Raw genomic sequence first — 24,155 nt, forward strand, 5'->3', positions numbered from 1 at the left:
GGATCACTTTGAAAAAAATGGTCTAGACAAATGGGTGCATTATAGGTGTTGATGCATCATCTTCAACAGATCAAAAAGAGGCTAAGGAAGAAGAAGCTCGAACAAACATACCACAAAACATTATGGATTGGCCTGTTCCAATTCCAGACGATAAACCAGAAGAGCAGCGAATTCCATTAGAGCCAACTAAGGTAAATACAGAATTATCAGATCCAAAATCAACCCCTGCTAAGGTTCCAGAAAAATCTACTCCTTCAAAAGGATGAGTTTTTGCTTCAGCTATAGCCAGTCCAAACGAGATATTATATTGCAACAATCACTAATTTTCTGTGCTTTCAAAAAAACACATCAAGTAAAATCATTTGAGAGTAAGTGGACATTGTTAGATGAATTAACCCTAACTTAAGAATCAGATATATACAATATTAGTATATTTAATTAATAGTGAGGTTAAAAATGTTACCTAGTGCAATAAAATCTAACTCACGTCCTGTTGAAGCTCAACAAGATAATTTTGGTGTTAGTACAATTATGAAAGATTCATTAAGTGCAGATATTGTTCATGATTCTAAAAAACTAAAGGAAAGAATTACTGACTTGTTAAAAGGAGATACAGAATTCTCCAAGATGAAAAAAGGAGATCAGGCTCTTGTAGTAGGTACAGCAAGTGGATTATTTGCAGCAGTGCTACCACTTTTGGCAGTTGGTGCAACGCTTGCTATACCAGGTGCTATAGTTGGTCTTACTTTATTTTTCGCTGCGAAAGTTGCTGTAAAAGCAGTTCTATCTGGATATAAAGGACTCAAATGGTCAGCAGAAAAAACAGTTGAAGGAGCGAAGCATATTGGCGGAAAAATCAAAGATGGTGCTGTATATGCCAAGAATTCGGTAAAAGAAACTGCAAGTTCTGTAAAACAGGCAACACAAGAGAGAGCTAGCTCTACATTAAGAAAAATGGGGGATAACATTCAAAACCTTGGAAGGAAGATGAGTGATAGTGGTGCAAGCATGTCTAGTTTAGATGGCATCGCATATTCAATAGGTAATGAAGATCAAACTGTTATTTTGAAAACAAAAGAAAAAACGAGAAGTTTTAATAGTGTAAAGGAAATGTTTGTCAAGGAAGTTTTTGAAGACAAAGGTGTGAATAGCTCTGCTTTAACTAGGAAAATATTTTCTAAGCTGGGGGAAAAAATATTAGAGAAAGCTTATTCTGTTGATGGTCAACACAGTGCCAAAAAGGACCAGTTGATCAACCGATTGAAGCAGCAAATAGATTTTATCAATAAATTAGATGCTAAGAAGTTGCAACATTTGTTAGCTAAAGATAATAGCAGCCTATATGAAATTTTTTCTGAACATCATAATGAGATTAAGGAAGTTATTAGAGAATGCAAGGAAGAGCATACTCGTTTTAATACTTTAGAAAGGCTTAATAAGTTAGCAAAAAGGCATAAAGCAAGTTCTATGAATTCACTGGAAAATAGCTTATCAGGAAGTAGTTCAATGAATTCTTTAAGTAGTTACAGCACTACTAGCAGCGAAGCGGAGTTGTTAAACCCTAGTGAGCACAAGGAAGTAAAAGCACCTACTTCATTCTTTGGTAGGATGTTCTCGTCAAAAGGTAGCAAAAAGCCAGAGGAAGTTACTTATATAAGATATCAAGATTCTGAGTTGGATCAGATACAATCTGCGGAGATAGGAAATAGCCGTTTTTATGTTGCTCCGGAGAAATCGCCAAGAAGCAATTCAATGGGTTCTTTAAGCACTGACAGTACTGCTACAACTTCTAGCTTTGCCAGTTACCGTCGTAATTCTGATAGTGGGTTCAATTCACCAAGTTCTTCTACTCCACAAAGACACAGTCCTTCTCAAGAAACAAGATTTGGTCTAGGAGTTACGGAAGAGCTCACTGAGAAGTTGGCAAAACGACGTGCGATTGTAGATCAACCAAACGTAGAATCTGTTCAACAAAAAGCTGAGCCTAGTAAAGGATAAACAAAACCGCTTATCATTCTAAAAGGATGTTACTCAATGAGTAACATCCTTTTTCCATTTGATCAAAATGTTCGCTTATTTAAGATCAGTTTTCTAGCACTGGGCCAATTATTGAGTTTCTCTTGCCTTTTTTTCTAGGTTATGCAAGAAACTTGAAAAATAAAATTTTTATTCAATAATTTGTGTATAAGGGATATCATTTTACTGCTAGCGAAATAAACCAGAATGAAGTCTATTTTATTGACAAGGCCTTTATTAGATTCGTTGAGCACAAGAAGCACGCTAAAAAAATATGGATACAAAGTTTTTATAGAGCCAGTATTCACAATAAAGTACTTAAATCCTGATATATCTACGTATGAATTTGACGTTGTGATATCTACAAGTAAAAACAGTGTAAAGGCTTTCAGTCAAATATGCAAAGAGGATAACTTTTCGATTATTACAGTTGGTAATTCAACTATGCAGGCTGCAAAAAATTTGGGATTTTCCGATATAATCTCAGCAGACAGCAACGTTGATGGTCTGATATCATTCATAAAATCTCATTATTCAAATGCAATAAAGTTCTTATATATAAGGGGACAAGAAGTATCATGTGACCTAAAAAAAAGATTATCTGAAGAAGGTTTTAACGTAAGAGAAGTTGTACTCTATAAAACAATTACTAAAAGGAGTCTAACTAATAGGTGTAAAAATTTACTATTGGACGGTAAAATTGATAGCATTGCTTTTTTTTCCTCACAAACTGCAAGGGTATTTTGTTCATTAGTTCTAAAAAGTGGGCTATCTCCTGTGATGAATAATACAGTTGCATATACCATGAGTAAAAACATTGCTGATAGTTTAAAGTTAATCAAGTGGAAAAAAATTATAACATCGAGGTTGCCTACAGGGGAGAGTTTAATTGATATAATTAATAAGGATTGTTGATGCTAAAGATTGCAACTTGGAATGTAAACTCCATACGTAAAAGAATTAACCAACTTTGTAGTTTTATAGTTGATAGTCAGATAGATATAGTTTTGCTGCAAGAGATAAAATGTACAGAAGAGCAATTTCCTTATGCAGAGATAGAAGAATTAGGATATGAATATGCTGTCTATGGACAGGTTGCAAGAAATGGTGTTTGTGTTTTATCTAAATATCCAATACTGGAGAAGTTTAAAATTGATATTGTAGAGAGTCATCAAGAAGCACGTTATATAGAGTGTGTGATAAAACACACCAATAATAAGGTAAGGGTAGGAAGTGTATACGTTCCAAACGGTCAAAGCCCAGACTCTCATACTTTTGAGTATAAACTCAAGTTTTTTGATAACCTATATGAAAGGATGGGCACTTTGTTGAAAAATGAAGAGTTAACTATTATAGCTGGCGATTATAATGTTGCACTGGATGAAATTGATGTTTTTGATTCAAATTTATTAAATGGCCAAGTGTGCTTTCATATAAAAGAGCGTGAGAAATTAAGAGCGATCTTGAATCTTGGTTTTAAAGATGCATTTAGAATATCTCACCTCAACTTACAACAATTCACTTGGTGGCATTATCAAGGTAATTCACTCAGAAACAATCAAGGAATGCGAATAGATCATATGCTGCTATCGCCACAAGCTGCAGATAAATTGGAAACATGTTACATAGATGATAGGTTGCGTAAACTAGAAAACCCATCTGATCATACTCCTGTTGTATGTGTTATAAAACAATAAAAGACCTCTTACATATTTGGTAAATCTGTTTGCTGTCCTGTACTTTTAGCTGGCTGATCTAAAGTAGGTTGTTTAAGGGTAGCAGGTGTTTCTTTTCGTGGACTGCAAACTCGCTCAGAAGCAAAATGCTGTTTATTCTCTCCGTCTCCCTGAGAAATTTGTTCAGGAATTTCTTTAATTTCGGTTTTTAAAATATCATCAATACCCTTGCAAATTTTTTCATTCAATTTTGCTCTCTTTTCTGTATCATCTTTATCTTGTGAACTAGGGTCATATAAAGTACCTGGCCTATTATTTGAAAAAAGAACCTCAACTCCTCCCTTTACAGCAAATATTGTACCAATAACAGCAGCAACTATTGCAAGTGTAGTAGGACCAAAAATTAATATTGAAGCAATGGAAAAAAGAATAGGAAGAAAAACTTTACGTAAGAACTTTGTTACCATCTCTTCATCACTAAGTGGTGGTTCATCATCCTCTTTTTTACCACCGCCTAAGAATGGTATTTTCTCTTTTAGCCCACTCATACAAGAATCAGAAATATTTTTCGGGTCTATTTTTATTCCCAATGGTAACCCAACAAGTTTTATTAGTGAATCCTTAGCTTCTGTACCACGTATATCAGCTACACAATCATCTACTAATTTCTTTATTTCAACATTCTTGACATTCTCTTTGTTCGCTAATTTTTTCTCTCTAACTTCTTTAAATACAGAAAGTAAAAACTGACACAAATTCTCTTCACTGAGTGGTCTTATTTTTTCCGGATTGACATTATTAAGTAGTATGTCCTTATAAACTGATATGAAAGCATTAGTTATTCCTTGATTCTCTTTGGCCTTATCTTGTAGCACTTTCACAAAGTCATCATAAATTACCCTATGTTCCTCCTTGAGGACCATCTCATTTTTCTCCACCGCCTGAACAGGTGGCTTCGAAGGTTCCTGATTCTTTGATTGTGAAATTGGTATTCCTGTCATAACTGATCTATCCGTACTAACCTATGCTTTAATTATAGCATATTTTTCGCATTAATTCAAATTTCTTAGAACCTGTCTTGAAAGGGAAAAAAGAAAAGAATAAAGCAAGAAATAGAAAAGTAACAAATGATAAGGGAATGTAAAAAATTGCTTCCATATATTTTAAATCTGATTATAATTACAGTTAGAGATATTTTAAGAGCTCAAAATCTATCTTTGTCTGCAGACTTTTCAGTCAAATTTTTAATCAAAAAGCGTAGCGTATCTTCTTTAGTGCATGTAAATATGCTTAATCTCTGTTGTATGTGCGCTGCACTTTTTTCTAATCTTTTTTTTACACAGGGGGATTTTATGTCCATAATTCCAGATATTTGACCTTTACTTTAGCTAAAAACCAATAGGCGCCTATTGCTAGCTAAAATAAAATTTATATAGAAAAATCACTATTTACTGAAAACGGGGCAAGAAAGCTGCTAATGTCACAGAATTTTAGGTAAACGTTGTTTGCTTAACGTGCTCTCCTTACTTCAAGAACTCTTTAATATGACTACTATTATACTTACGAAATTAACCACTCAAGGCATCCGTTCAGGGGTGTGGCAAAATAAGGTAAAAGTGAATTTACAACAATAAGGTATCATTCCAGTGCTTGACACTGGAATCCAGCCTTTTGTAGTCTCATTGAAAGCGTTGCTTTTAATATCTATGATTAGGTTGCTTGTGAGCAATTTGGATCCCAGTGTCAAGCACTGGGATGACATTACTTTTGCTTCAATATTTACACATTAGCCATGCATCTGAACAGATACTACTTAAGTCCTTTCAAGACAGGTTCTTAGGGTCTACGGTATAATTAAGAAAAGCCCCAGTTGTCGCTAATTTTTATTTCTACTTCAAGTGGTATAGAAATTTCTACTGCATTTTCCATTATATCTTTCATAAGTTTTGCTGTTTCTTGCACTCTGCTCTCTTCCACTTCTACAAGTAATTCATCATGAACCTGGAGGATTATTTTACCTGACTTTAACTGATCAAAAAGCCGAATCATCGCGCGTTTTATTATATCAGCGGCAGTTCCCTGCAGTGGTGCATTTATTGCTGCCCTTTCTGCAAATTGTCTTAGATAAGGAATTTTATTGTTGATGTCTCTTACAAAACATCTTCTACCAAACAAAGTCTCTACATAACCATGATTTCTCGCGATAGATACTGCTTTTTCCATATAGACCTTTATTTCTGGGTAACAAGAAAAATAGTAATTAATGTATTCAGCAGCCTCTTGAAAGGTAATGCCAAGTCGCTTTGCAAGGCCAAATGGACTAATGCCATATATAATGCCAAAATTAATGGTTTTTGCTTTGCGTCTTAATTGCTCATCTATTTCTTGCACTCCAAAAACTTGTCTTGCAGTGATATCATGAATATCTTGCCTGTTTGCAAAAGCTTCTTTAAATGCGGTAACATTTGCAACGTGTGCCAGGATTTTTAATTCTATTTGTGAATAGTCAGCAGAAATTATCTTGCAACCTTTTGGCACAATAAAGGCTTGCCTGATAAGACTACCTTCTTCGCTTCTGATAGGAATATTTTGTAAATTAGGATTGCTAGAGCTCAGCCTTCCAGTTGCAGTCACAGTGATTGAAAAGCTTGTATGTATCCTACCATCAAGCGGATCAACCTGTTTTATTAACGCGTCAGTATAGGTACCCTTTAATTTACTTGAATGTCGCCAACTTAAAATTTTACCTGCGATTTCTGTCCCCTCCTCTTCAAGTGCCTCTAGAACTTCAGAGTTTGTGCTATAAGACCCAGATTTTGACTTTTTCTTTTTACTTAGCTCCATTTTATTAAACAAAACATCACTTAATTGTTTTGGCGATGCAATGTTGAATTTTTCTCCTGCTAAATTATGTATATCGTTTTCAAGTACAGCAATTAGCTGCTCAAACTTATCAGACAATTCCTGTAGTTTTTGAATATTGAGCAGTATTCCATTTTGCTCCATATCAAATATTACTTTCATGAGAGGTCTATCAAAGCGCTCGTAAATCGTAAAAAGTTTTTCCTGAAATAATCTTTGTGTCAGTTTCTCATGGATCGCTATTAAAATTTTTGCCGAGAAAGTTTCTACATTTTTACTTAAATTGTGTGCAATTATGTTTGGAATGCTGTGATCATGCTTACCTGTGTCAAGGCTGTATGACATGATCATCAGGTCATCAATTGAGTCTAGCACTCTCTCTATTGTAGGAAATATTTCTCTGATCTTTCTAATATCATGTACTATTTTAAGCACCCCATTTGAAAATAAAGTTGAATTTATTATAGTAAGTGCATCTTGTAGGCAGCTTTGATCTATGTAGAAAATATTATCCTCACTACAAGATAAGGAGATTTTGTTCAATCTATTGTTTTCAAAGTGGCAATGAATTGCAATTTTACCTTCATATCTGCAATGCTCCAAAAATTTTTCTAATTCTTCACTACTATATTCTATTTTCTCTTTTGTGCTAGATCCACTATAAGAAAAGAGCTTTTCTACTTTTCCTATCAATGAATTAAATTCATATTTCTTCAAAAAGGATAACAATTTTTCCATATTTGGAGGATGGACTTCATATTTTACAATATCATGTTGAAGATCTACTTTTTTGCATAGTGACAAAAGTTCTCTTGAAATTAGTGCTTTTTCCTTATGCTCAGTAAGAATATTACGAACTCTTGTTTGCTCAATGTTATTGATGTTTTCTATAATGTTATCCAACGAATCAAATTTATCCAGCAATTTAGCTGCAGTTTTTGGGCCTATTCCTGGAACGCCTGGAATGTTATCAGATGCATCTCCAGTTAGAGAAAATAAATCAAGAAGCTTATTTGAATTTACACCAAATTTTTCTATCACTTGTTTTTCATCTACGTATATATTTTTGATAGGATCAAATATTAGAATGTTGTAATTCAAAAGTTGAAATAAGTCTTTATCTGATGAGACTACTACTACTTTAAAGTCTTCGTGGTTGGCATATTTTGCAGCTAGTGTTGCAATTATGTCATCTGCTTCATAGCCTTCAATCTCTTCATAGCTGAAGTTAAAAGCTTCTACCGCTTCTCTCAGTATTGTAAATTGTGGAATTAGATCCTCAGGAAGCGTTACTCTGTTTGCTTTATACTCAGAATATAAACTGTGCCTGAAATTTTTTTTGCCAGAATCAAGTGCTATAGTTAAGTAGTCCGAATGGGAAATATACTTCAGAACCATATTAAGAAAACCGTACACAGCACCTACTGGAATACCAGCTGTGGTAGTCAAATGATGCAAAACGTAATAAGCTCTGAAAAGAAAACCATAACCATCAATGATTGTGAAAGTTTTTTCTTTCATTGTAGATATTTATGTGTGCCTTTGATGGTCTTTTATTTAGCTATAAAAATCAAGCTCTTGTTTCCTATAGCCAAAATAATCATAATGCTATAGTTACTATAAGAAAACATATTACGTAAGGGAATTAACTATTCTGCCACAATTTTGCTCTATCACACTTGCCATATTTAATATTCCAGCTTCATCGTAATAATTTCCAATTACTTGCAAAGCAAGTGGTAAGCCTTCATTGGAAAGTCCAACAGGAACAGAAATAGCAGGTAACCCCGCTAAGCTTGCCGGCACGGTAAACACATCATTGATGCACATAATTAGCGGGTCTGGCTTTTCATTTAAGCCAAAAGCTTCTGTTGGAGCAGATGGCACAAGTATGTAATCTATTTTTTCAAACGCTTTTATAAAATCATTTCTAATTAATGCCCTAATGCACTGTGCTTTTTCATAATACTCATTGTAATGACCTGAAGAAAGCGCATAAGCACCAATTAAAATTCTCCTTTTCACTTCTTTACCAAAACCTTCTGCTCTTGTTAGCGAATACATTTCTTCAAGGGTATCAGCATCAACCCTGAATCCGTAACGTACACCATCATAGCGAGCAAGGTTAGATGAAGTTTCAGCAGAACAAATTAGATAGTAAACCGGTATCGCATATTTAGTATGAGGCAGAGTAATGTCAACAACTTCAGCACCATTTTCTTTTAAATTGGAAGAAACTTTTTCCCAATGATGAACGATTTCTTCTGAAATTTCATCCATTCTATATTCTTTTGGTATACCAATGCGCTTACCCTTGATATCACCATTTATAAGATTAGAGAATTTAGGCACTGGCCTTTTGCTCGATGTTGAATCTTTTTCATCATAGCCACAAATTGTTTCCAGTATTAACGCTGAATCAGAAACGGAACGAGTAATTACTCCTGCTTGATCAAGAGAGCTCGCAAATGCAATCATACCAAAACGCGAACACCTTCCATAAGTTGGCTTTATTCCCACTACTCCGCAATAAGCTGCTGGTTGACGTACAGACCCACCAGTATCGCTTCCTAATGCTCCAGCGCATAAAAACCCAGCAACTGATGCTGCAGATCCACCAGATGATCCACCAGGAACAACTTTTTCTCCGTCACTTTTTCTAATCCATACATTTTTAACAGGACCAAAATAGCTATTTGTGTTCGCAGAACCCATAGCAAACTCATCCATGTTAAGTTTACCAAGCATGGCTGCTCCATTTTTTAAAAGCAAGTTAGATACCGTAGATTCATAAGTCGGGATGAAATTTTCCAGCATTTTTGAGCATGCCGTTGTTTTTATTCCTTTTGTACAAAATAAATCTTTAACACCAACTGGTATGCCCATAAGTGATGAAATATTATCTTTTTGTTTCAAAAAGTATTCATCTGCTATTTTAGCAGCTTTTATCGCGATTTCTGGGGTTTTTGTTACAAATGCATTCAGTTGCTCATTTTCAACTGCATTAACATGCGTCTCTACAAGCTCAACAGCAGAAAAATCTCTCCGCCTAAGTCCATCATGCATCTCTGTAATAGTGAGCCTTCTCAATTCATTCATTAATATTCAATTTTAGCGAGGGGTTAATTATAACAATAATAGGACAGAAAATCTATATATTTATGATCGAAAACGGGAATACAACCGAGATCAATTCAGATTTCTGAAATGGATTGGTTAGTAGTACGTTTTAAATAGCCGGTTTGGCACACAATGCTAAGCCATAAGGGTTTAGCGTTTCTAAAATCAAATATCAACATCATGCACGTTAAGTGCATTGTTATTTATAAAGTCACGACGTGGTTCAACTATATCACCCATTAGCACCGAGAATATGCTATCTGCTTCTTCACAATCTTTTATTTCAACTTTTAGCAGAGTTCTAGTTTCTGGATTGAGTGTAGTTTCCCAAAGCTGATCAGCATTCATTTCACCAAGACCTTTAAATCTCTGCAGAGTTAAACCTTTTTTACCATAATCCATCACTATTTTTGCGAGTGCACTTGGAGACTTTATTTTTATTTCAGTTTCTTGCGACTGTAAAAATGAATCACCATTAAATAAGTCAATTATGTTATCAAGAGAACTCAATATATTCCGTATTTCTTTACTTTCAAGCATACTAAGCGAGAATACATATTTGTCTGCTAACCCTTGAAACAATTTAGCAATGTGAATTTCCTCATCTTTTACTTCTACTTCCCAATTATATTCACTATACATCAATTTTAAATATTTTAATATCTCATCAGCAGACAATAGAGCATTCTTTTTGCTTAAAATTAGCAATGATTCTAAGAGATCTTTTGGTATTTCCCTATCATAATTTTTGCTAATGTTTGAAATACTGAGGCACTTATTCAAAACGAAACGCAAATCTTTGCCTACACCATTTAATGTTAATCTTTTAATCGCTGAATTTACTATATACTCTTCAAAAGTTTCATCATCTTTGATATAAGTATATTTAGCATTTTTTGTAACTTTATAGAGCGGTGGCTGCGCTATGTATAAATATCCTTTTTCAATTACTTCGCGCATATGTCTAAAAAAGAAAGTTAGAATCAAAGTCCTTATATGTGAACCATCAACGTCTGCGTCTGTCATAATGATAATTTTATGATACCTAATTTTTTCAACATCGAAGTGCTCACTCCCTATTCCAGCCCCAATTGCTGTGATCAGAGAGCCAATTTCTGCAGATGAAAAAATACGATCCAGACCTGCACGTTCTACGTTTAGAATTTTCCCTCTTAGAGCAAGTACCGCCTGTGTTTTACGATTACGTCCCTGCTTTGCAGTACCACCTGCGGAGTTACCTTCTACTATAAACAATTCCGATAACTCAGGAATTTTTTCCTGACAATCAGCAAGCTTTCCAGGTAGAGTTGCGATATCAATATTATTTTTATTTTTAACTAACTCCCGTGCTTTTCTTGCGGCTTCTCTTCCTTTTGCTGATCTAATCGCCCTTTCTACTATACTTGTTGCTAACTTGGGGTCAGTTTCAAGCATTGCACTCAATTTGTCAAAAACTATGCTCTCTACAATTGTCCGCGCTTCAGAACTAACTAGTTTATCTTTTGTTTGTGAAGAAAACTTAGGATCAGGCATCTTAAGAGATAAAACACAGGTTAAGCCTTCTCTAACATCCTCTCCAGTCAAATTTACCTTTGCCTTCTTCAAAAACCCTTCGTTGGTTGCATAACTATTGATACACCTGGTTAGTGCAGATCTAAACCCTGCCAAATGCGTACCACCATCCCGTTGTCTTATATTATTTGTGAAGCATAGCATATTTTCATAGTAAGAATCATTCCACTCCATCGATATTTCCAAACTGATGCCTAGACTTTTTACATCATCTCTAATGCTGGCGATTTTAGTAACGTTTGTCTTATTCTTGTCTAAGTACCGTACAAAATTTGCTGTACCAAAATTATCTTTAGACTCTTTATTATCGTTAAAATGAGACTTTACATGCGGCTCATTACGTAGATCATGCAAAATGATCTCAATATTTGAGTTTAAAAATGCCAATTCTCTGATGCGACTCTCAAGAGTGGAGTAACTAAAATCAATACTACTAAAAGTCCCCGTTGATGGCATAAACGTTACTCTAGTTCCTCTTTTACTTGTGTTTTCATTGACTACCTTTAAAGATTCAACAGACTCACCATCTTCAAAGCGCATAAAATGTTCTTTTTTATTGCGCCAGATGGTTAATTCCAGCCAACTCGATAACGCATTAACAACTGAAATTCCAACACCATGTAATCCTCCGGAAACCTTATAGGTATTGCTGTCAAATTTACCTCCTGCATGTAGTTGGGTCATTATTACTTCTGCTGCTGATATTCCTTCCTCTGGATGAATGTCTGTTGGAATGCCACGACCGTTGTCGGTTACAGAAACTGAACCATCTTCATTTATGCTAACTTCAATCTTACTACAATAACCAGCCAAAGATTCATCTATCGCATTGTCAACAACCTCATACACCATATGGTGCAAGCCTGATCCATCATCAGTGTCACCAATATACATACCCGGACGCTTTCTTACAGCATCAAGACCTCTTAGGATTTTTATTGCGTCAGCGTTGTAGTTACTTTCCATGGAATTGCTTTATTTATAAATATTAATTAATATTACATTTGTATGTGCTGATTAGCAACATCTTTAAGTTGAAAGAAGGATCCTTGACATGTAGATAAAACATAACATATCACCTACACGAAGTGGTTTCACATGTTATTTCAATACATAAACTTAAGTTCAAATAATCCAAAACTCTGCTTCATATTTCAAGATAAATGGCTAGAATCAAATACAATTTACCTTCTTCTTTCAATTGGACTTTCTAGCTCAACAAAGGATAAGTTGCTCATACACTCTTCTAATATTTCATTCTTTTTATCATTGTTTAATCTATTGCTGAACTCTTGACACCTTCTCTCAAGAGCTGAATGCGTAGTCATAATATACCTTACTGTTTCAGATGATAACTCTGGTAACTCGCTACGGATCCTTTCTTGTTCTGTTCCAGAGAAATTGGTGAAATTGGCTCTGGCCATTTCAGGGAATTTTTGTGTGATCGTTTCTTTTATCATTGCTCTAGCCTCTTCTCCATCGAGTGTAATAACCACTGATGGATGTAAGCCAGATAAAGACTCAAATAATTTATTGTATGTTCCACCCGCACAACTTTGACCTTGATTACCGTAAGTTGTTGCAGCGTCTACAAGACCTTTTAAAAACATATCTTTTCTGTTTTTTATGTCTTCATCATTCAAAGGAGTTCTTTGATTCTCTGTCCCTGTATTTCTATCATTGCAGGCTTTCCAACATAAAATAGCTGCTTGCTTTAGTGTTAACTTACTATGATTGTCTTTAAAATTATCTCCTGTTCTATTGATAAATCTTAAGCATTCAAGTGCATTAGATTTATCGCCTTCTGTAAATTCATTTGACTGTTTGATGTACTCTTCAATGTCGGTTGTGTTGCCTCTATTTAGCTGTACATAGAATTCATCTTTGCTTAAATTCTCTTTATACTTTTCTATGAGTCTATCAACACTCAAGTTTATACTAGCAACTGCACTTGGGTCATGAGTAGTTTGTGCCATAAAAGGAATGGCTGCTAAATCTTGAAAGAAAATAGGCCTTTCTTCCTCTGGAATTTGTTGTATTAAATCGTTAAACTGCTGTATTTCTTCAATGAGTGATTTGTTTAGCAACCATAAGCACAATATAGGCAGTACCAAAAGCACACAGGAATTAATAATGTTTATAATTAAAAAAATGCTTAATGTTATTCTAATAACATTTTTTGGCCACGCTGATAATCTTTTTTCATTTTCCCTTGGTTTGAAAAAATAATTTACTAATGATAAATACAAAGAGAGCTGTACAAGAAGAAAAAATGAAGGAATCATACTTACTAATAAAACTATATTAATGAATCTTTTAATTTTATTAGTGTTGTTGTAAGCATTTTGCACTCTTTCTATTAAAGCCTGTGCTCTATTTCTATTTTGCTGTTGATTATTATTTTGACCTGCAAACATACCCTATTCTAACATTAATATATCATACTATAGAAAGAATGTAAATAAAGCAAGAAACTTATCAACTACCTGTAAAAAGCTTTATTTTTGCTTGATAGGAGGTTCTATCTTTGTACTTTCTACATTATTGAGAGTACTGCCTGTTTTTTGTGCAGCAATTTCTTGAATACCTTTCAAAACAAAATACACTACTAGTGCTAAACCAAGAGTTATAATAGTTAGCGTAACTAATGCCGCTAACTGAACTTTTATCTCTAAACTTGTTTTTGCTTTATTCTCTCTTAGGAATCGAGCCATGTCTTGATCGTTTTCCCGCATCGCAATATCTAAAGGAGTAAGCACCTTTCCATTTTTTATATTAACGTTTGCTCCTTGCTCTAAAAGAAGCCTCGTTTTTTCTATATTACCTTCTTTTACTGTACGAAATAGACGACTTTCACCCTCTATCTTCTCAATGTCTGCTCCATATGATCTAAGTACTTCAATGGCCTCTTCATTTCCACTATTGAGTGCAATATCCAAGGCATCCATTCCAGCTTTATTTTTGTGGTTGATAAAATTCTTCAACCGATCTCTACCAAAGCTTTCTATATATTGTTTAATGATGAGTTCCACTACTTTTCCAGGACAATTATTAGCAGCAGGAAAAAGTATTGTGTTGTTATTATTATCTTTTTTCGTTATGTCTGCTTTGAGTTTATTTATCAAATACTCGATAACTTCTACTCTGCTATCATCCTTTGCTTCAGTGCATTGTCTAATAGCTAAAAATAAAGCTGTCCACCCATTATTATCAATATCTTCAATATCCTGTCCCTTATCAACTAAGGCTTGTATTACACTTTTATTCCCATATAAAGCAGCAAGGTGAAAAGGTGTATGTCCTTCAGTGCTTTCCCTTTCATTAATTAACGCACCATTGCTAGCTAGCAATTCTATAAACTCTGGCGTGTTTGCAAAAATTGCAAGGTGCATTGGTGTTAAGTCATCTTTGCCATGATTTCCAGTTTTTGCGTTAACGTTTGCTCCGTTATTTATCAGCAATTTCGCTATTTCAAACTGCTTATACCCGATAGCAATATGTAGTGGTGTACGATTACGTTCATAATTATCATTGACATTTGCACCAAACTTTATTAGCAGCTCTGTAGCTTCAATATCACCCATCCGAATTGCAGAGTATAAGGAAGGAGATTCATCTTTTTCTATTTCCCCTGTCATACGAAATTGCGAACATAATAATTCATATATTATTAAGAATTATTATTAATTTTTTATTAAAATAATATTAACAACAGTAAAAATCTTTAATTTTTATTAAAGATTTAATATCCATCAATGCTTATATAAGCATTCCAAAAGTGAAGAAGTGAAAAAAAGCTTTTCATGAGAAATTATAAATGATAGATTGTTAATCATGAGTTATCGAAAATAAGTTATGTGTTTTGGTCTGCCTAATATAAACAAGGAAGGTTATTTATTTATAATTGTCTCCTTTATTGTAACGTGTATAGCATTCTCTATATCTTGGGGAACTGGAATTACCTGCTTATTTCCAACGTTATTATGTACTTATTTTTTTCGTGATCCAGCAAGAGCTGTACCAAGCAATAAGGATTTTATATTAAGCCCCGCTGATGGTGTGATTTCAAAGATAGAAGAAGTTAGTTACCCTTTATCAGAAGAGAATGAAGAAGAAAAGAAGTTTACGCTTGTTAGCATATTTCTAAGTGTTTTGAATGTCCACGTTAATCGTATACCAATATCTGGTACGATAAAGGAAATGAGCTACAAGAAAGGCAAGTTTGTTTCTGCAATGAGTAATAGGTCCAGTAATGAAAATGAAAAGCAGATTATTGTGATTGAATATGAAAAGGGAAAAGAAATCATTGTGGAACAAATAGCTGGATTTATTGCACGCCGCATTGTTTGTAATTTGAGGACATCTCAGAGCGTAAAAGCAGGTGAAAGATTTGGAATTATAAGATTTGGTAGCAGAGTAAATATTTATATTCCTATTGGTATAGAAGTAAGAGTTTCAGAAGGACAAACTGTTATTGGTGGTGAGACAGTTATAGCAGATTTAAATAAACAAGAGAAGCTTACCTTTGACATTGTATGAATAACGATGAAAGTAACGGTAAATCCTTACCTATTACCAAGTTATTTCCAAATTTTATAACTTTACTGGGTTTATGTGCTGGCCTTACTTCACTTAAATTCACATTTAATGAACAATGGGAATTTTCAGCAATTTTTATTATCATTGCAGCAATAATAGATGGAATGGATGGCAGAATAGCAAGAATTCTAAAATCAACTAGCGATTTTGGAGCACAGCTTGATTCTTTTGCAGATTTTCTAAATTTTGGTTCAGCACCTGCTTTTCTTTTATATTTTTGGAAATTAAAGGAAATTAAAGTTGTAGGATGGATTTTAGTAATGATATATGTAATCTGCATATCAATAAGACTTGCAAGATTCAATGTTTCGCTACATTTAGAGCAAGTATACTGGAAAAAATTTTTCTTTTCTGGTGTTCCAGCTCCTGTATGCGCTTTACTTGTTCTGTTTCCAATAATTATTACCTTTCAATCTCATGAAAGTGAATATTTACTTCTTATAGAGCAATTTTTTAACGTAAAGAATACAGCTTGTTACTTTTTGGCCATTTCATTTTTTTCGATAAGTCATATTCCAACTTTCTCTGCAAAATACATTTATGTCCCTAAAAGTTTATCTTATATATTTGTGTCATTTTTTGGAATATTGATCATATTTTTTATAAGTAAGCCCTGGATAACACTACCAATTTTAGGTGCAGTTTATATCTTGACTATTCCAATAAGTACCGGACTTTATATACATTACGCATATAAAACTAGTCAGCTATATAAAAAATAGTGAGCAGCATGATTATAAAAGTAACTGATCTATTAAACTCTTTTTTATATATAAAGATATTCAACATACCATTTATAATTATTTGGGTAATTGCAACTGGGGTTTTTTGTACGATTCGATTCAAATTCATTAACTTTAGGTTGTTCAAACATGGGATACAAACACTATTCAACCTAGAGAGCCATAATAATAACGGCATAATCACCCACATTCAGGCATTTGCAACGGTAATTTCAGGAACAGTTGGTCTTGGAACAATATCAGGAGTTGCAATAGCTATTACAATAGGGGGGCCAAGTGCAGTTTTTTGGATGATAATTACCGGGGTACTTGGCATGTCAATAAAATTTGCTGAAGTAGTGCTTGCATTTACTCATCGCTCTGAAAACACAACTGGTGGGGCTTTTTATTATATGGAACATGGACTTGCAAAGATTGGATTTATGAAGACTGGCAAATTCCTTGCATTTATCTACGCAGTTATGCTGCTTGTTGCAATGATTCTAGGCGGCATACCATTTCAGGCAAATCAAATTGCAGCGTTGTCAAGTAACTTATTTGAATACAACACATCTGTTATTATCTCGCTATTTGTATTAATTGTAATACTGGGAGGAATAAAGCGAATTGCTTTAGTTGCAACAGGTTTAGGGCCGATCATGATAATGTTATATATAGGCATGTGTATATATTTAATCTGTGTAAACGGAAATAATCTACTGAATGCTCTATCTATAATATTTCAAGATATCTTTAACAAATCAGCTATAGGAGGTGGAGTATTGAGTGGATTAATAGCAGGGGTAAGAAGGTCAGTGTTTGCTAATGAAGCAGGTACTGGAACAGCAGCTATAGCACATTCGATTGTAAAAGAGAAAGACCCAGTTAAAGTTGGAAGTGTTGCAATGATTGCACCATTTGTAGACACAATATTAGTCTCATTTTTGACTGGTATTGTGATAATTATCACCGATATGCATATCACTAATACCGTAGGTGATATTACGTTAGTTAGCTCAGCATTTTCAACAGCCTTACCTTTATTTAGCAAGCTAGCTCTTCCGCTGATAATGTTTTCCTTTGCATTTTCCACAATAATAGCTTACTATTACTACTGTGAAGTTGCCCTAGTGTACTTATTTGGTAACAAAAAAGTACTGATATTGTTTCAGTTTTTTATAGTGGGTTCAGTGTATATCAGCTGTATATCAAAAAATATAGAATTTATATCTTATTTAGGTGATAGCCTGTTTATGTGCCTTATGATTCCAAATGCTGTTGCGATATATCTACTGAGAAGGGAAGTCTTAAATACAATAGATTCTTATTACAAAAGGTATTAAACATGATTTATAGAATGCTTTATATAGTGTTATTTTGCCTACCATTTAATGATGTATACGCTGCTTCAGTTTTTCATAAAAGTTATGACACTGCATTAAATGGAGTAAGCAACTTCATGAATGAAGTGTTGTTTTTCAAGATCTTTCACGTACCATTTATAATTCTTTTATTGGCCTTTGGTTATATATTTCTAACACTACGTTTTAGATTTCTCAACATAAGGATGTTTAAGCATGCGTTCGCTATTTTATGTGGAAAATATGACACAGATCATCATGATGGTCACATTACGCATTTTCAGGCATTTGTAACCGCGCTATCAAGCACAGTAGGTCTTGGAACTGTTGCTGGTGTTGCAATTGCAATTTCAATGGGAGGGCCAGGAGCGGTACCTTGGATGATGATCACAGGCTTTTTTGGTATGTCTGCAAAGTTTGCTGAAGTAACTTTAGCATTCAGACACAGAACAGAAGGCCAGGAGCAGTTATTCAGTGGTCCCTTTCAATATATAAGAAATGGACTAGAGGAATTTGGATTTAAGAAGCTTGGTATTGTGATAGCTGCAATATATGCAGTGTTTTTTGTATTGTCAGGTCTTGGTGGAAGTGTAGCATTTCAGACTAATCAAATGGTTTCAATATTATCTGGCTATTCAAGCTGGATAGATAGTCATCCTTGGTTTCTCTCTTCCATAATTTCTACGTTACTTGCTCTGGTAATTATCGGTGGAATAAGGAGAATAGCTAGAGTATCTTCTGCACTAGTTCCTATTATGTCACTCATATATATTTTGAGCTGTGTCACAATCATTGCATTCAATATTCACAATTTTAGCAATACATTAAAAATATTGTTTTCCAGTATGATAGACTTCAATGCTGTTGGTGGTGGAGTAGTAGGAGCATTTGTCGCTGGAATTCAAAGGGCAATTTTTGCCAGTGAAGCAGGTGTTGGTTCTGCTGCAATTACTCACGCTGTAGCTAAAGATAAGGAGCCGGTTAGGACTGGTCTAGTTGCGATGATAGAACCATGCTTTGATACAATGTTAATTTGTTGCTTGACAGGAATAACAATAGTAATAACAGGTGCATACCAGACCGGCATTGGCGAGGGAATATTGATCACCCAAAAAGCATTTGAAACAGTTTCTTCTTGGTTTCCTATACTTTTAACCATCGCTGCGCCTTTGTTTGCGTTTTCCTCAGTAATTTCATTTGTATATTGTTGTGAAATGGGATGGCTGTATTTGTTTGGTGTAAAAAGTGTAGTAATATATCGTATAGCGGTGGTGGTAGTTGCATTTTTGTCAGGTTTGTCTAAAGATATAATGGCTATTGCTAATATTGGTGGGGCTTTATTCTCTTGTTTAGCACTCATTAATATGACAGCACTTATACTGTTTAGCAATCAGATTAACAATGAAGTCCAATGTTATCTAAAAAGGCTAAGGAATAACAAAATTAGCTAGATTTCTGCTATGATAGAGATATTTGTAGTCTTTGTATTATCTTACATATTAGGTTCAATACCGTTTAGCTTAATTATTGCAAAAATAAATGGTATAAATTTAAGAGAAGTAGGTTCAGGAAACATTGGCGCTACAAATGTTGCAAGGACAGGAAATAAATTTCTTGCTGCTATTGCGTTATTTCTGGATACCTCTAAAGGGTTTATCGCAGTTTATACAGCACAACAATTTTGTGATAATAACGATTTTTATATATATGTATCTGCAATTTTAGCAGTTCTAGGGCATATGTTTCCTATTTGGCTAAGGTTCAATGGAGGAAAGGGAGTTGCAACAACTTTGGGAGTTTTGATAGCACTTAACATTTCTATAGCATTAGCATTTGTATTTGTCTGGCTAATAGTATTTTTTATCTTTCGGTACTCCTCTCTTGCTTCCTTGGCTGCTACTGCAGCAGCTGTTATAGCATCTTTCTTTTTTCAAAAGGAGTTATTCCTTATACTACTCACTGTAGCGATATTAATTTTCTTGAAGCATTACAAAAATATTGCAAATCTTCTGCAAGGCAGAGAGCATAAGTTTCTATAAGCAATGAGATGTTAAATCACTGACACTTAAACTACGAGATAAACTGCTTGATGGTATTATTTTATCTTCTTTATTTAAGATTGTAATTTTTACTCTTGTTATACTCTCTACTTCTTGAGGTATTAAAAATTCATCTTCAATGAATCTTTGCTTCACTTCTTGTATTTTTTCATAAAGTGTGGTTACATTGCGCTTATTTTGATTATAAATATCTTCAATCTCTATCTCTAGCCTGTGTGAAGCTTCTTTTTTTAACATGTTATTTATCGCTGCTTCTGTTATTGCTAGCTTTTCTTGCAGAATTTTCTTTATTTCTTCTTTTTTATCGTCTCTGCTATTTTTACTCAGTTCCGTGTATACCCTATAACACCTTTTCTCTAGTGGTAACGTTCTTAAACTATCTAACATTCTGGCCACTTGACCCTTAATAGTCTTCTTGGCTTTCAATTTTAATTCTTTTACTTCTTCTTTTATTATTTTGCTAGCTATTCTCTTAGCTTCAGTTAAAGATGAGTCCTTGAGAAAAAAATCTGTTCTAAGTAAATTTTGGTTTAAAAGCTCCAAAAAGACTTTTCCTTTGATGTTTTCGAGTTGATCGTCTAAACCATCCCCCTGTAGTTTATTTGTTATGTGCTGAGACAGCGCAAAGTGCTCTAATTTATTTAACTTTACAGAGTTAATATTTTTCATTAACGTCAGCACAATTTGTTCACTATATTGAGAAGTAAAACTCAGTAAATTTCTCATTAAGGAAATACTTACTTCTGCAATAAAATCATCAACTATTTTTTGATTTTTATCATCTTCATAATTATTTTGGGCGTTATGCCAAGCCCTAAGAATTTCTTTACTGTTTTTCTTATTTTTTAGCCTGTCTAACATAAACTTACGTGCTTCATTTTCTGCTTCTGTAAGGAGCATTTGTCTAGGTGGTGTAAATTTAATCTCTGGATCGGAATGAATACCCTCTAATGTACTTAACATTCTGTAGATAACACCAGTAAAACATGTGTTAGGAATTCGTTCTTTTCTAGAGAAAGTTTGGCTATCTAGTAAATTTGCAATCAACGCGTCTTTTTTATTTTTTACATCTTCTCTATCTCCATCATTGCAAGCTCTCAGAACTAACAGAAGAATTTGTCCACCAGTGAAGCCAGAGCTATGTTTCTCATTACCTTTGCAAAAATCTTGCAAAAACATTACTAATTTTCCCTTATTCTCATTACTAAATGGTTGGCCATCAAGCATATGTAAGTGATTTATATATTCAATAAATTCTTTAAATCCCTCATTATTAATAGTGTCTTCAGATACTTGTTCAGTATATTTATCTTTTAATTTGTCAATATTTTTAATGATATCATTATTTAATTGATGGGGCAGTAAATGCTCATAAGTACCATCAAACTTATTTGTCATACTGCGAGTATTTTCTTTTATGCCTTCTAAAAAGAAACTTATAGCAGCTTTGAGTAACGTAAATGGATTAAAATCCTTTGGCCTTAATTCACTTTGTAATAGAATTAAAACCATTGCAAGTGGTATTGTTGCAAGTAACGAAACGAGCAGAAAAGTAGTTGTAAAGGTTAGATATGTTACAGAAGCAAAAAATAAAAGGAAAGATGCTATCTTAATTTTATTTTTCTCAAAAAATATTTCCCAATATTCCTTTTTACTTATTTTTTCCTGCTTTGCAGCTTTTATGTCTTTATAAACGTAAAAAGTTTTTATTTCAGATCTAAAAAACAATGTGGCAAAAGATAAAAAGACATTGGCAGGATTAACTAAAATGCTTAAAGAAACAAAAGCTGCGAAGTAACTTGCTGTCTTTAATCTGTAAGAATCCTTTCCAGGAAATTGTATTTGGGAAATACCTATCATAGCCTACTCTCTATAATATTATGATATTGTAGTAATAACAAATAGCCTATAGATGTCAATGCTTAAGTATTTTACTGTCTACGCACTCATCGTATTCAATTTCAACTGTAGAGTGTGCAATTTCAAATCTATTTAATAGTATTTTTTTTATCTCATACAGAATATTAGTATGTTGCCCATTTTGCTTTATCTTGGCATGCATAGTAAGTATAAAATAATTATCAGATAGTGACCATGCATGTATATGATGCACATCTATCACTTCAGGTAACTTAGATACAATCTCACTTTTTATCTCCTCAGCAGATACACTCTCAGGTGTACCTTCAAGGAGTATATGGCAAGAATTCTTGAGAATTTTATATCCACTGTTTAAGATTATTACACTGACAAATACTGACAAAATAGGGTCCACTATTTGCCATCCGGTAAACATGATAATTATGGATGCAAGTATAGCAGCTACAGAACCTAAAATATCTCCGATAACATGCAATACAGCACTTTTTATGTTTATATTACTTTCGCATTTACTATGTAATATAAAAAAGACTATAATGTTAGAGATCAGGCCAAGTGTGGCAATTATTAGCATTACTTTCCATTCCACATTGACTGGACAAATGAATCTCTTTATTGATTCAATTATAATGACCGCTGCAATGAAAAATAGAGTTAAACCATTAACAAATGCTGCAATTATCTGCAATCTGTGATACCCATATGACCTCTGTAAATCAGATTTCTTAGCTGAAAATTTGTGCGCTACCCAGCTTAAAATCAAGGCAAAAAGATCAGTGAGCATATGCCCTGCATCTGATAACAGAGCAAGCGAGTGTGAAATTACTCCACCTACTATCTCCATAAGCATTGTTATTGCAACTATTATTATGGAATAAATTAAGCGCTTGGACTCTGCTATTGAGTGTTTGCCATTGTGCACTGCTGTCATATAAAATCTTTTTATGAGCAAAAAAACGTGGGTAACACTGGGCTCGAACCAGCGACCCCTTGCACGTCAAGCAAGTGCTCTACCAACTGAGCTAATTACCCATCGTAGCTTTAGTATAGTGCTTCAGTGGAATGGAAGTCAATTTGCTTTTAGACTCCTTGCTGAATGAAATTCTTTGACAAATTTCCATAAGTGTTGAAAGTATCAAAAATGGCGTGATATAAGGTGATCAACGACATGTAAGTTACCTCCTGATAGTAAGAACGTAAAAAAAGAGTCATTAAGATCTAATGTAAACTGTAATAGTGCTATCTTAAATCCGTCTAAGTTATTCCTGATTTTGTAAATAAGAAGCTGTTTATATAAATATACACTTTCATTTATGTCCAAGTTGATGTAATTTATTTGAAAATGGTAGGAAAATTTAGTATATCGTGAAAATAGCTATATTAGACTACTTTTGCCACATTTATATACGAACTAATTTACCTGACTTTGTTGCAGCAATTTGAAGCTTCTATTTTTACAACCATGTATTTATGCGGCTTGCTCTTATAAAGGTGGGTATTTCTTGCAATTTTAAGAAGGTAAATAAACAAATTTCTTGTAACGCTACAGGGTTTAGTATTTTTTATAAATCTTTACTTAATTTATTAAAATCTTGACAGTTATTATAATATTTGCTACACATTTATATTGTATTACCGTGCTTTCATAAAGATATAGTATTGGTGATGTAATGAAAAATGTTTCAAAATAGTAGAGGAATAAATGATTGATCATTATAAAGTATTAGAAGTAGAAAGAAATGCTACTCAAGACGAGATAAAAAAAGCATATCGAAAATTAGCATTTAAGTTTCATCCAGATAAATTTCCTGAAATAGGAGATCTCAATATGTTAAAAGCAAAGACACACCTTTCAGAAGCAGAAAGAGATCAACTAATTCAACTGAAAAAAAATTTTAAAGAGCGCGAGGAAAAGTTCAAAAAGATATCAGTAGCATTCGAAGTATTATCTGATCCAGCAAAAAAAAGCCGGTACGATAATGAAAAGGATCCTAGTCAACAAACTTATGATGGACACTCATCATGGGAACAACAAGAGTCAGAGAAAAGACATCAAGAAAATAAAAATCCAATAATTCCTATGTCTTTAGTAATATTTTCAATATCTACGACAATAACCTTAAGCACTAGTCTTGGAAAATCAAAAGTAGGTGAAGTTGTTGCAGCAACACTTGGAGGACTGCTATCTATGCCAGTCGTAAATAATTTAGAAAATATACTGAAGTCAAAGTCAGATAATCCTGAAGAAAGACAGAAGGCAAAGTTAACTGCAGATAATTTAAAAAA

General features: G+C 33.7%; 17 protein-coding genes, 1 tRNA gene and 2 pseudogenes. 9 read left to right on the forward strand and 11 right to left on the reverse strand.

All coding sequences use genetic code 11. The annotated features are described in order from the left end of the window. Nucleotides 1–70: 70 nt before the first annotated feature. A complete protein-coding gene (locus LB100_RS00445; RefSeq protein WP_456200953.1) occupies nucleotides 71–313 on the reverse strand; it encodes a hypothetical protein in 243 nt (80 codons plus the stop codon). A gap of 143 nt (nucleotides 314–456) precedes the next feature. Between LB100_RS00445 and LB100_RS00450 the strand changes: the two genes are divergently transcribed. From LB100_RS00450 to LB100_RS00460, 3 genes are all read left to right on the forward strand, one after another. Continuing rightward, nucleotides 457–1,998, forward strand: coding sequence for an actin-bundling T4SS effector WalE1 family protein (locus tag LB100_RS00450; protein ID WP_264719946.1), 1,542 nt, complete (start codon nucleotides 457–459; stop codon nucleotides 1,996–1,998). A 225-nt stretch (nucleotides 1,999–2,223) separates the two neighbouring features. Continuing rightward, on the forward strand, nucleotides 2,224–2,931 hold the full coding sequence (locus LB100_RS00455; RefSeq protein WP_264719945.1) for a uroporphyrinogen-III synthase: 708 nt from the start codon (nucleotides 2,224–2,226) through the stop codon (nucleotides 2,929–2,931). After that, nucleotides 2,931–3,713, forward strand: coding sequence for an exodeoxyribonuclease III (locus LB100_RS00460; RefSeq protein WP_017532452.1), 783 nt, complete (start codon nucleotides 2,931–2,933; stop codon nucleotides 3,711–3,713). Before LB100_RS00455 ends, LB100_RS00460 begins: the two co-directional genes overlap by 1 nt. A gap of 8 nt (nucleotides 3,714–3,721) precedes the next feature. On the opposite strand, the gene LB100_RS00465 is transcribed toward LB100_RS00460, so the two are convergent. From LB100_RS00465 to LB100_RS00495, 7 genes and pseudogenes are all read right to left on the reverse strand, one after another. Beyond that, the gene (locus LB100_RS00465; protein WP_456201041.1) at nucleotides 3,722–4,615 is read right to left on the reverse strand and encodes a hypothetical protein; all 894 of its coding nucleotides are present in this window, start codon (nucleotides 4,613–4,615) and stop codon (nucleotides 3,722–3,724) included. A 281-nt stretch (nucleotides 4,616–4,896) separates the two neighbouring features. Further along, nucleotides 4,897–5,052 (reverse strand): hypothetical protein, encoded by a 156-nt coding sequence (locus tag LB100_RS00470; protein WP_456200956.1) that lies wholly within the window; start codon nucleotides 5,050–5,052, stop codon nucleotides 4,897–4,899. Between the two features lie 494 nt (nucleotides 5,053–5,546). Next, a complete protein-coding gene (gene polA / locus LB100_RS00475; RefSeq protein WP_456200957.1) occupies nucleotides 5,547–8,075 on the reverse strand; it encodes a DNA polymerase I in 2,529 nt (842 codons plus the stop codon). Between the two features lie 111 nt (nucleotides 8,076–8,186). After that, the gene (gatA, locus tag LB100_RS00480; protein WP_456200958.1) at nucleotides 8,187–9,653 is read right to left on the reverse strand and encodes an Asp-tRNA(Asn)/Glu-tRNA(Gln) amidotransferase subunit GatA; all 1,467 of its coding nucleotides are present in this window, start codon (nucleotides 9,651–9,653) and stop codon (nucleotides 8,187–8,189) included. 186 nt (nucleotides 9,654–9,839) lie between these two features. Continuing rightward, entirely contained in the window at nucleotides 9,840–12,212 is a 2,373-nt protein-coding gene (gene gyrB / locus LB100_RS00485; protein WP_264336902.1) for a DNA topoisomerase (ATP-hydrolyzing) subunit B, read from the reverse strand. 218 nt (nucleotides 12,213–12,430) lie between these two features. Then, entirely contained in the window at nucleotides 12,431–13,663 is a 1,233-nt protein-coding gene (locus LB100_RS00490) for a hypothetical protein (RefSeq protein WP_456200960.1), read from the reverse strand. A gap of 450 nt (nucleotides 13,664–14,113) precedes the next feature. Beyond that, nucleotides 14,114–14,884, reverse strand: a pseudogene (locus LB100_RS00495) (ankyrin repeat domain-containing protein); the annotation flags it as partial. Nucleotides 14,885–15,101: 217 nt separating this feature from the next. Between LB100_RS00495 and LB100_RS00500 the strand changes: the two are divergent. Genes LB100_RS00500 through plsY form a run of 5 tightly spaced genes read left to right on the forward strand, consistent with a single transcriptional unit; the run spans nucleotide 15,102 to nucleotide 19,967 of the window. Beyond that, entirely contained in the window at nucleotides 15,102–15,785 is a 684-nt protein-coding gene (locus LB100_RS00500; protein WP_456200961.1) for a phosphatidylserine decarboxylase, read from the forward strand. Beyond that, nucleotides 15,782–16,567 (forward strand): CDP-alcohol phosphatidyltransferase family protein, encoded by a 786-nt coding sequence (locus LB100_RS00505; RefSeq protein ID WP_456200963.1) that lies wholly within the window; start codon nucleotides 15,782–15,784, stop codon nucleotides 16,565–16,567. The genes LB100_RS00500 and LB100_RS00505 overlap by 4 nt, the downstream gene beginning before the upstream one ends. Nucleotides 16,568–16,575: 8 nt before the next feature. Next, nucleotides 16,576–17,910, forward strand: a complete 1,335-nt coding sequence (locus LB100_RS00510; protein ID WP_456200965.1) for an alanine/glycine:cation symporter family protein — start codon at nucleotides 16,576–16,578, stop codon at nucleotides 17,908–17,910. Between the two features lie 2 nt (nucleotides 17,911–17,912). After that, entirely contained in the window at nucleotides 17,913–19,379 is a 1,467-nt protein-coding gene (locus LB100_RS00515; RefSeq protein ID WP_456200966.1) for an alanine/glycine:cation symporter family protein, read from the forward strand. A gap of 9 nt (nucleotides 19,380–19,388) precedes the next feature. Beyond that, nucleotides 19,389–19,967 carry a glycerol-3-phosphate 1-O-acyltransferase PlsY gene (gene plsY / locus LB100_RS00520; protein WP_456200968.1) on the forward strand — a complete coding sequence of 193 codons (579 nt, stop codon included), beginning with the start codon at nucleotides 19,389–19,391 and terminating at the stop codon, nucleotides 19,965–19,967. On the opposite strand, the gene LB100_RS00525 is transcribed toward plsY, so the two are convergent. The 3 genes from LB100_RS00525 to LB100_RS00535 form a co-directional block, all read right to left on the reverse strand. Beyond that, nucleotides 19,962–21,848, reverse strand: a complete 1,887-nt coding sequence (locus LB100_RS00525; protein ID WP_456200970.1) for a hypothetical protein — start codon at nucleotides 21,846–21,848, stop codon at nucleotides 19,962–19,964. The genes plsY and LB100_RS00525 overlap by 6 nt on opposite strands. A 55-nt stretch (nucleotides 21,849–21,903) precedes the next feature. After that, on the reverse strand, nucleotides 21,904–22,800 hold the full coding sequence (locus LB100_RS00530; protein WP_250120286.1) for a cation diffusion facilitator family transporter: 897 nt from the start codon (nucleotides 22,798–22,800) through the stop codon (nucleotides 21,904–21,906). A 28-nt stretch (nucleotides 22,801–22,828) separates the two neighbouring features. Beyond that, nucleotides 22,829–22,901 (reverse strand) — tRNA-Val (locus tag LB100_RS00535). A gap of 670 nt (nucleotides 22,902–23,571) precedes the next feature. On the opposite strand from LB100_RS00535, the pseudogene LB100_RS00540 reads away from it, so the two are divergent. Continuing rightward, nucleotides 23,572–23,847: pseudogene (locus LB100_RS00540) on the forward strand (DnaJ domain-containing protein); the annotation flags it as partial. Nucleotides 23,848–24,155 lie beyond the last annotated feature (308 nt).

Source organism: Wolbachia endosymbiont of Protocalliphora sialia, assembly GCF_053891855.1.

Excerpts from the sequence above, each read along its gene's own strand:
- plsY (WP_456200968.1), top strand. The coding sequence starts at position 19,389 with ATGATAGAGATATTTGTAGTCTTTGTATTATCTTACATATTAGGTTCA.
- LB100_RS00455 (WP_264719945.1), top strand. The coding sequence starts at position 2,224 with ATGAAGTCTATTTTATTGACAAGGCCTTTATTAGATTCGTTGAGCACA.
- LB100_RS00465 (WP_456201041.1), bottom strand. The coding sequence starts at position 4,615 with ATGGTCCTCAAGGAGGAACATAGGGTAATTTATGATGACTTTGTGAAA.
- gyrB (WP_264336902.1), bottom strand. The coding sequence starts at position 12,212 with ATGGAAAGTAACTACAACGCTGACGCAATAAAAATCCTAAGAGGTCTT.
- LB100_RS00530 (WP_250120286.1), bottom strand. The coding sequence starts at position 22,800 with ATGACAGCAGTGCACAATGGCAAACACTCAATAGCAGAGTCCAAGCGC.
- LB100_RS00505 (WP_456200963.1), top strand. The coding sequence starts at position 15,782 with ATGAATAACGATGAAAGTAACGGTAAATCCTTACCTATTACCAAGTTA.
- LB100_RS00510 (WP_456200965.1), top strand. The coding sequence starts at position 16,576 with ATGATTATAAAAGTAACTGATCTATTAAACTCTTTTTTATATATAAAG.
- polA (WP_456200957.1), bottom strand. The coding sequence starts at position 8,075 with ATGAAAGAAAAAACTTTCACAATCATTGATGGTTATGGTTTTCTTTTC.
- gatA (WP_456200958.1), bottom strand. The coding sequence starts at position 9,653 with ATGAATGAATTGAGAAGGCTCACTATTACAGAGATGCATGATGGACTT.
- LB100_RS00500 (WP_456200961.1), top strand. The coding sequence starts at position 15,102 with ATGTGTTTTGGTCTGCCTAATATAAACAAGGAAGGTTATTTATTTATA.
- LB100_RS00490 (WP_456200960.1), bottom strand. The coding sequence starts at position 13,663 with ATGTTTGCAGGTCAAAATAATAATCAACAGCAAAATAGAAATAGAGCA.
- LB100_RS00460 (WP_017532452.1), top strand. The coding sequence starts at position 2,931 with ATGCTAAAGATTGCAACTTGGAATGTAAACTCCATACGTAAAAGAATT.
- LB100_RS00450 (WP_264719946.1), top strand. The coding sequence starts at position 457 with ATGTTACCTAGTGCAATAAAATCTAACTCACGTCCTGTTGAAGCTCAA.
- LB100_RS00525 (WP_456200970.1), bottom strand. The coding sequence starts at position 21,848 with ATGATAGGTATTTCCCAAATACAATTTCCTGGAAAGGATTCTTACAGA.
- LB100_RS00470 (WP_456200956.1), bottom strand. The coding sequence starts at position 5,052 with ATGGACATAAAATCCCCCTGTGTAAAAAAAAGATTAGAAAAAAGTGCA.
- LB100_RS00515 (WP_456200966.1), top strand. The coding sequence starts at position 17,913 with ATGATTTATAGAATGCTTTATATAGTGTTATTTTGCCTACCATTTAAT.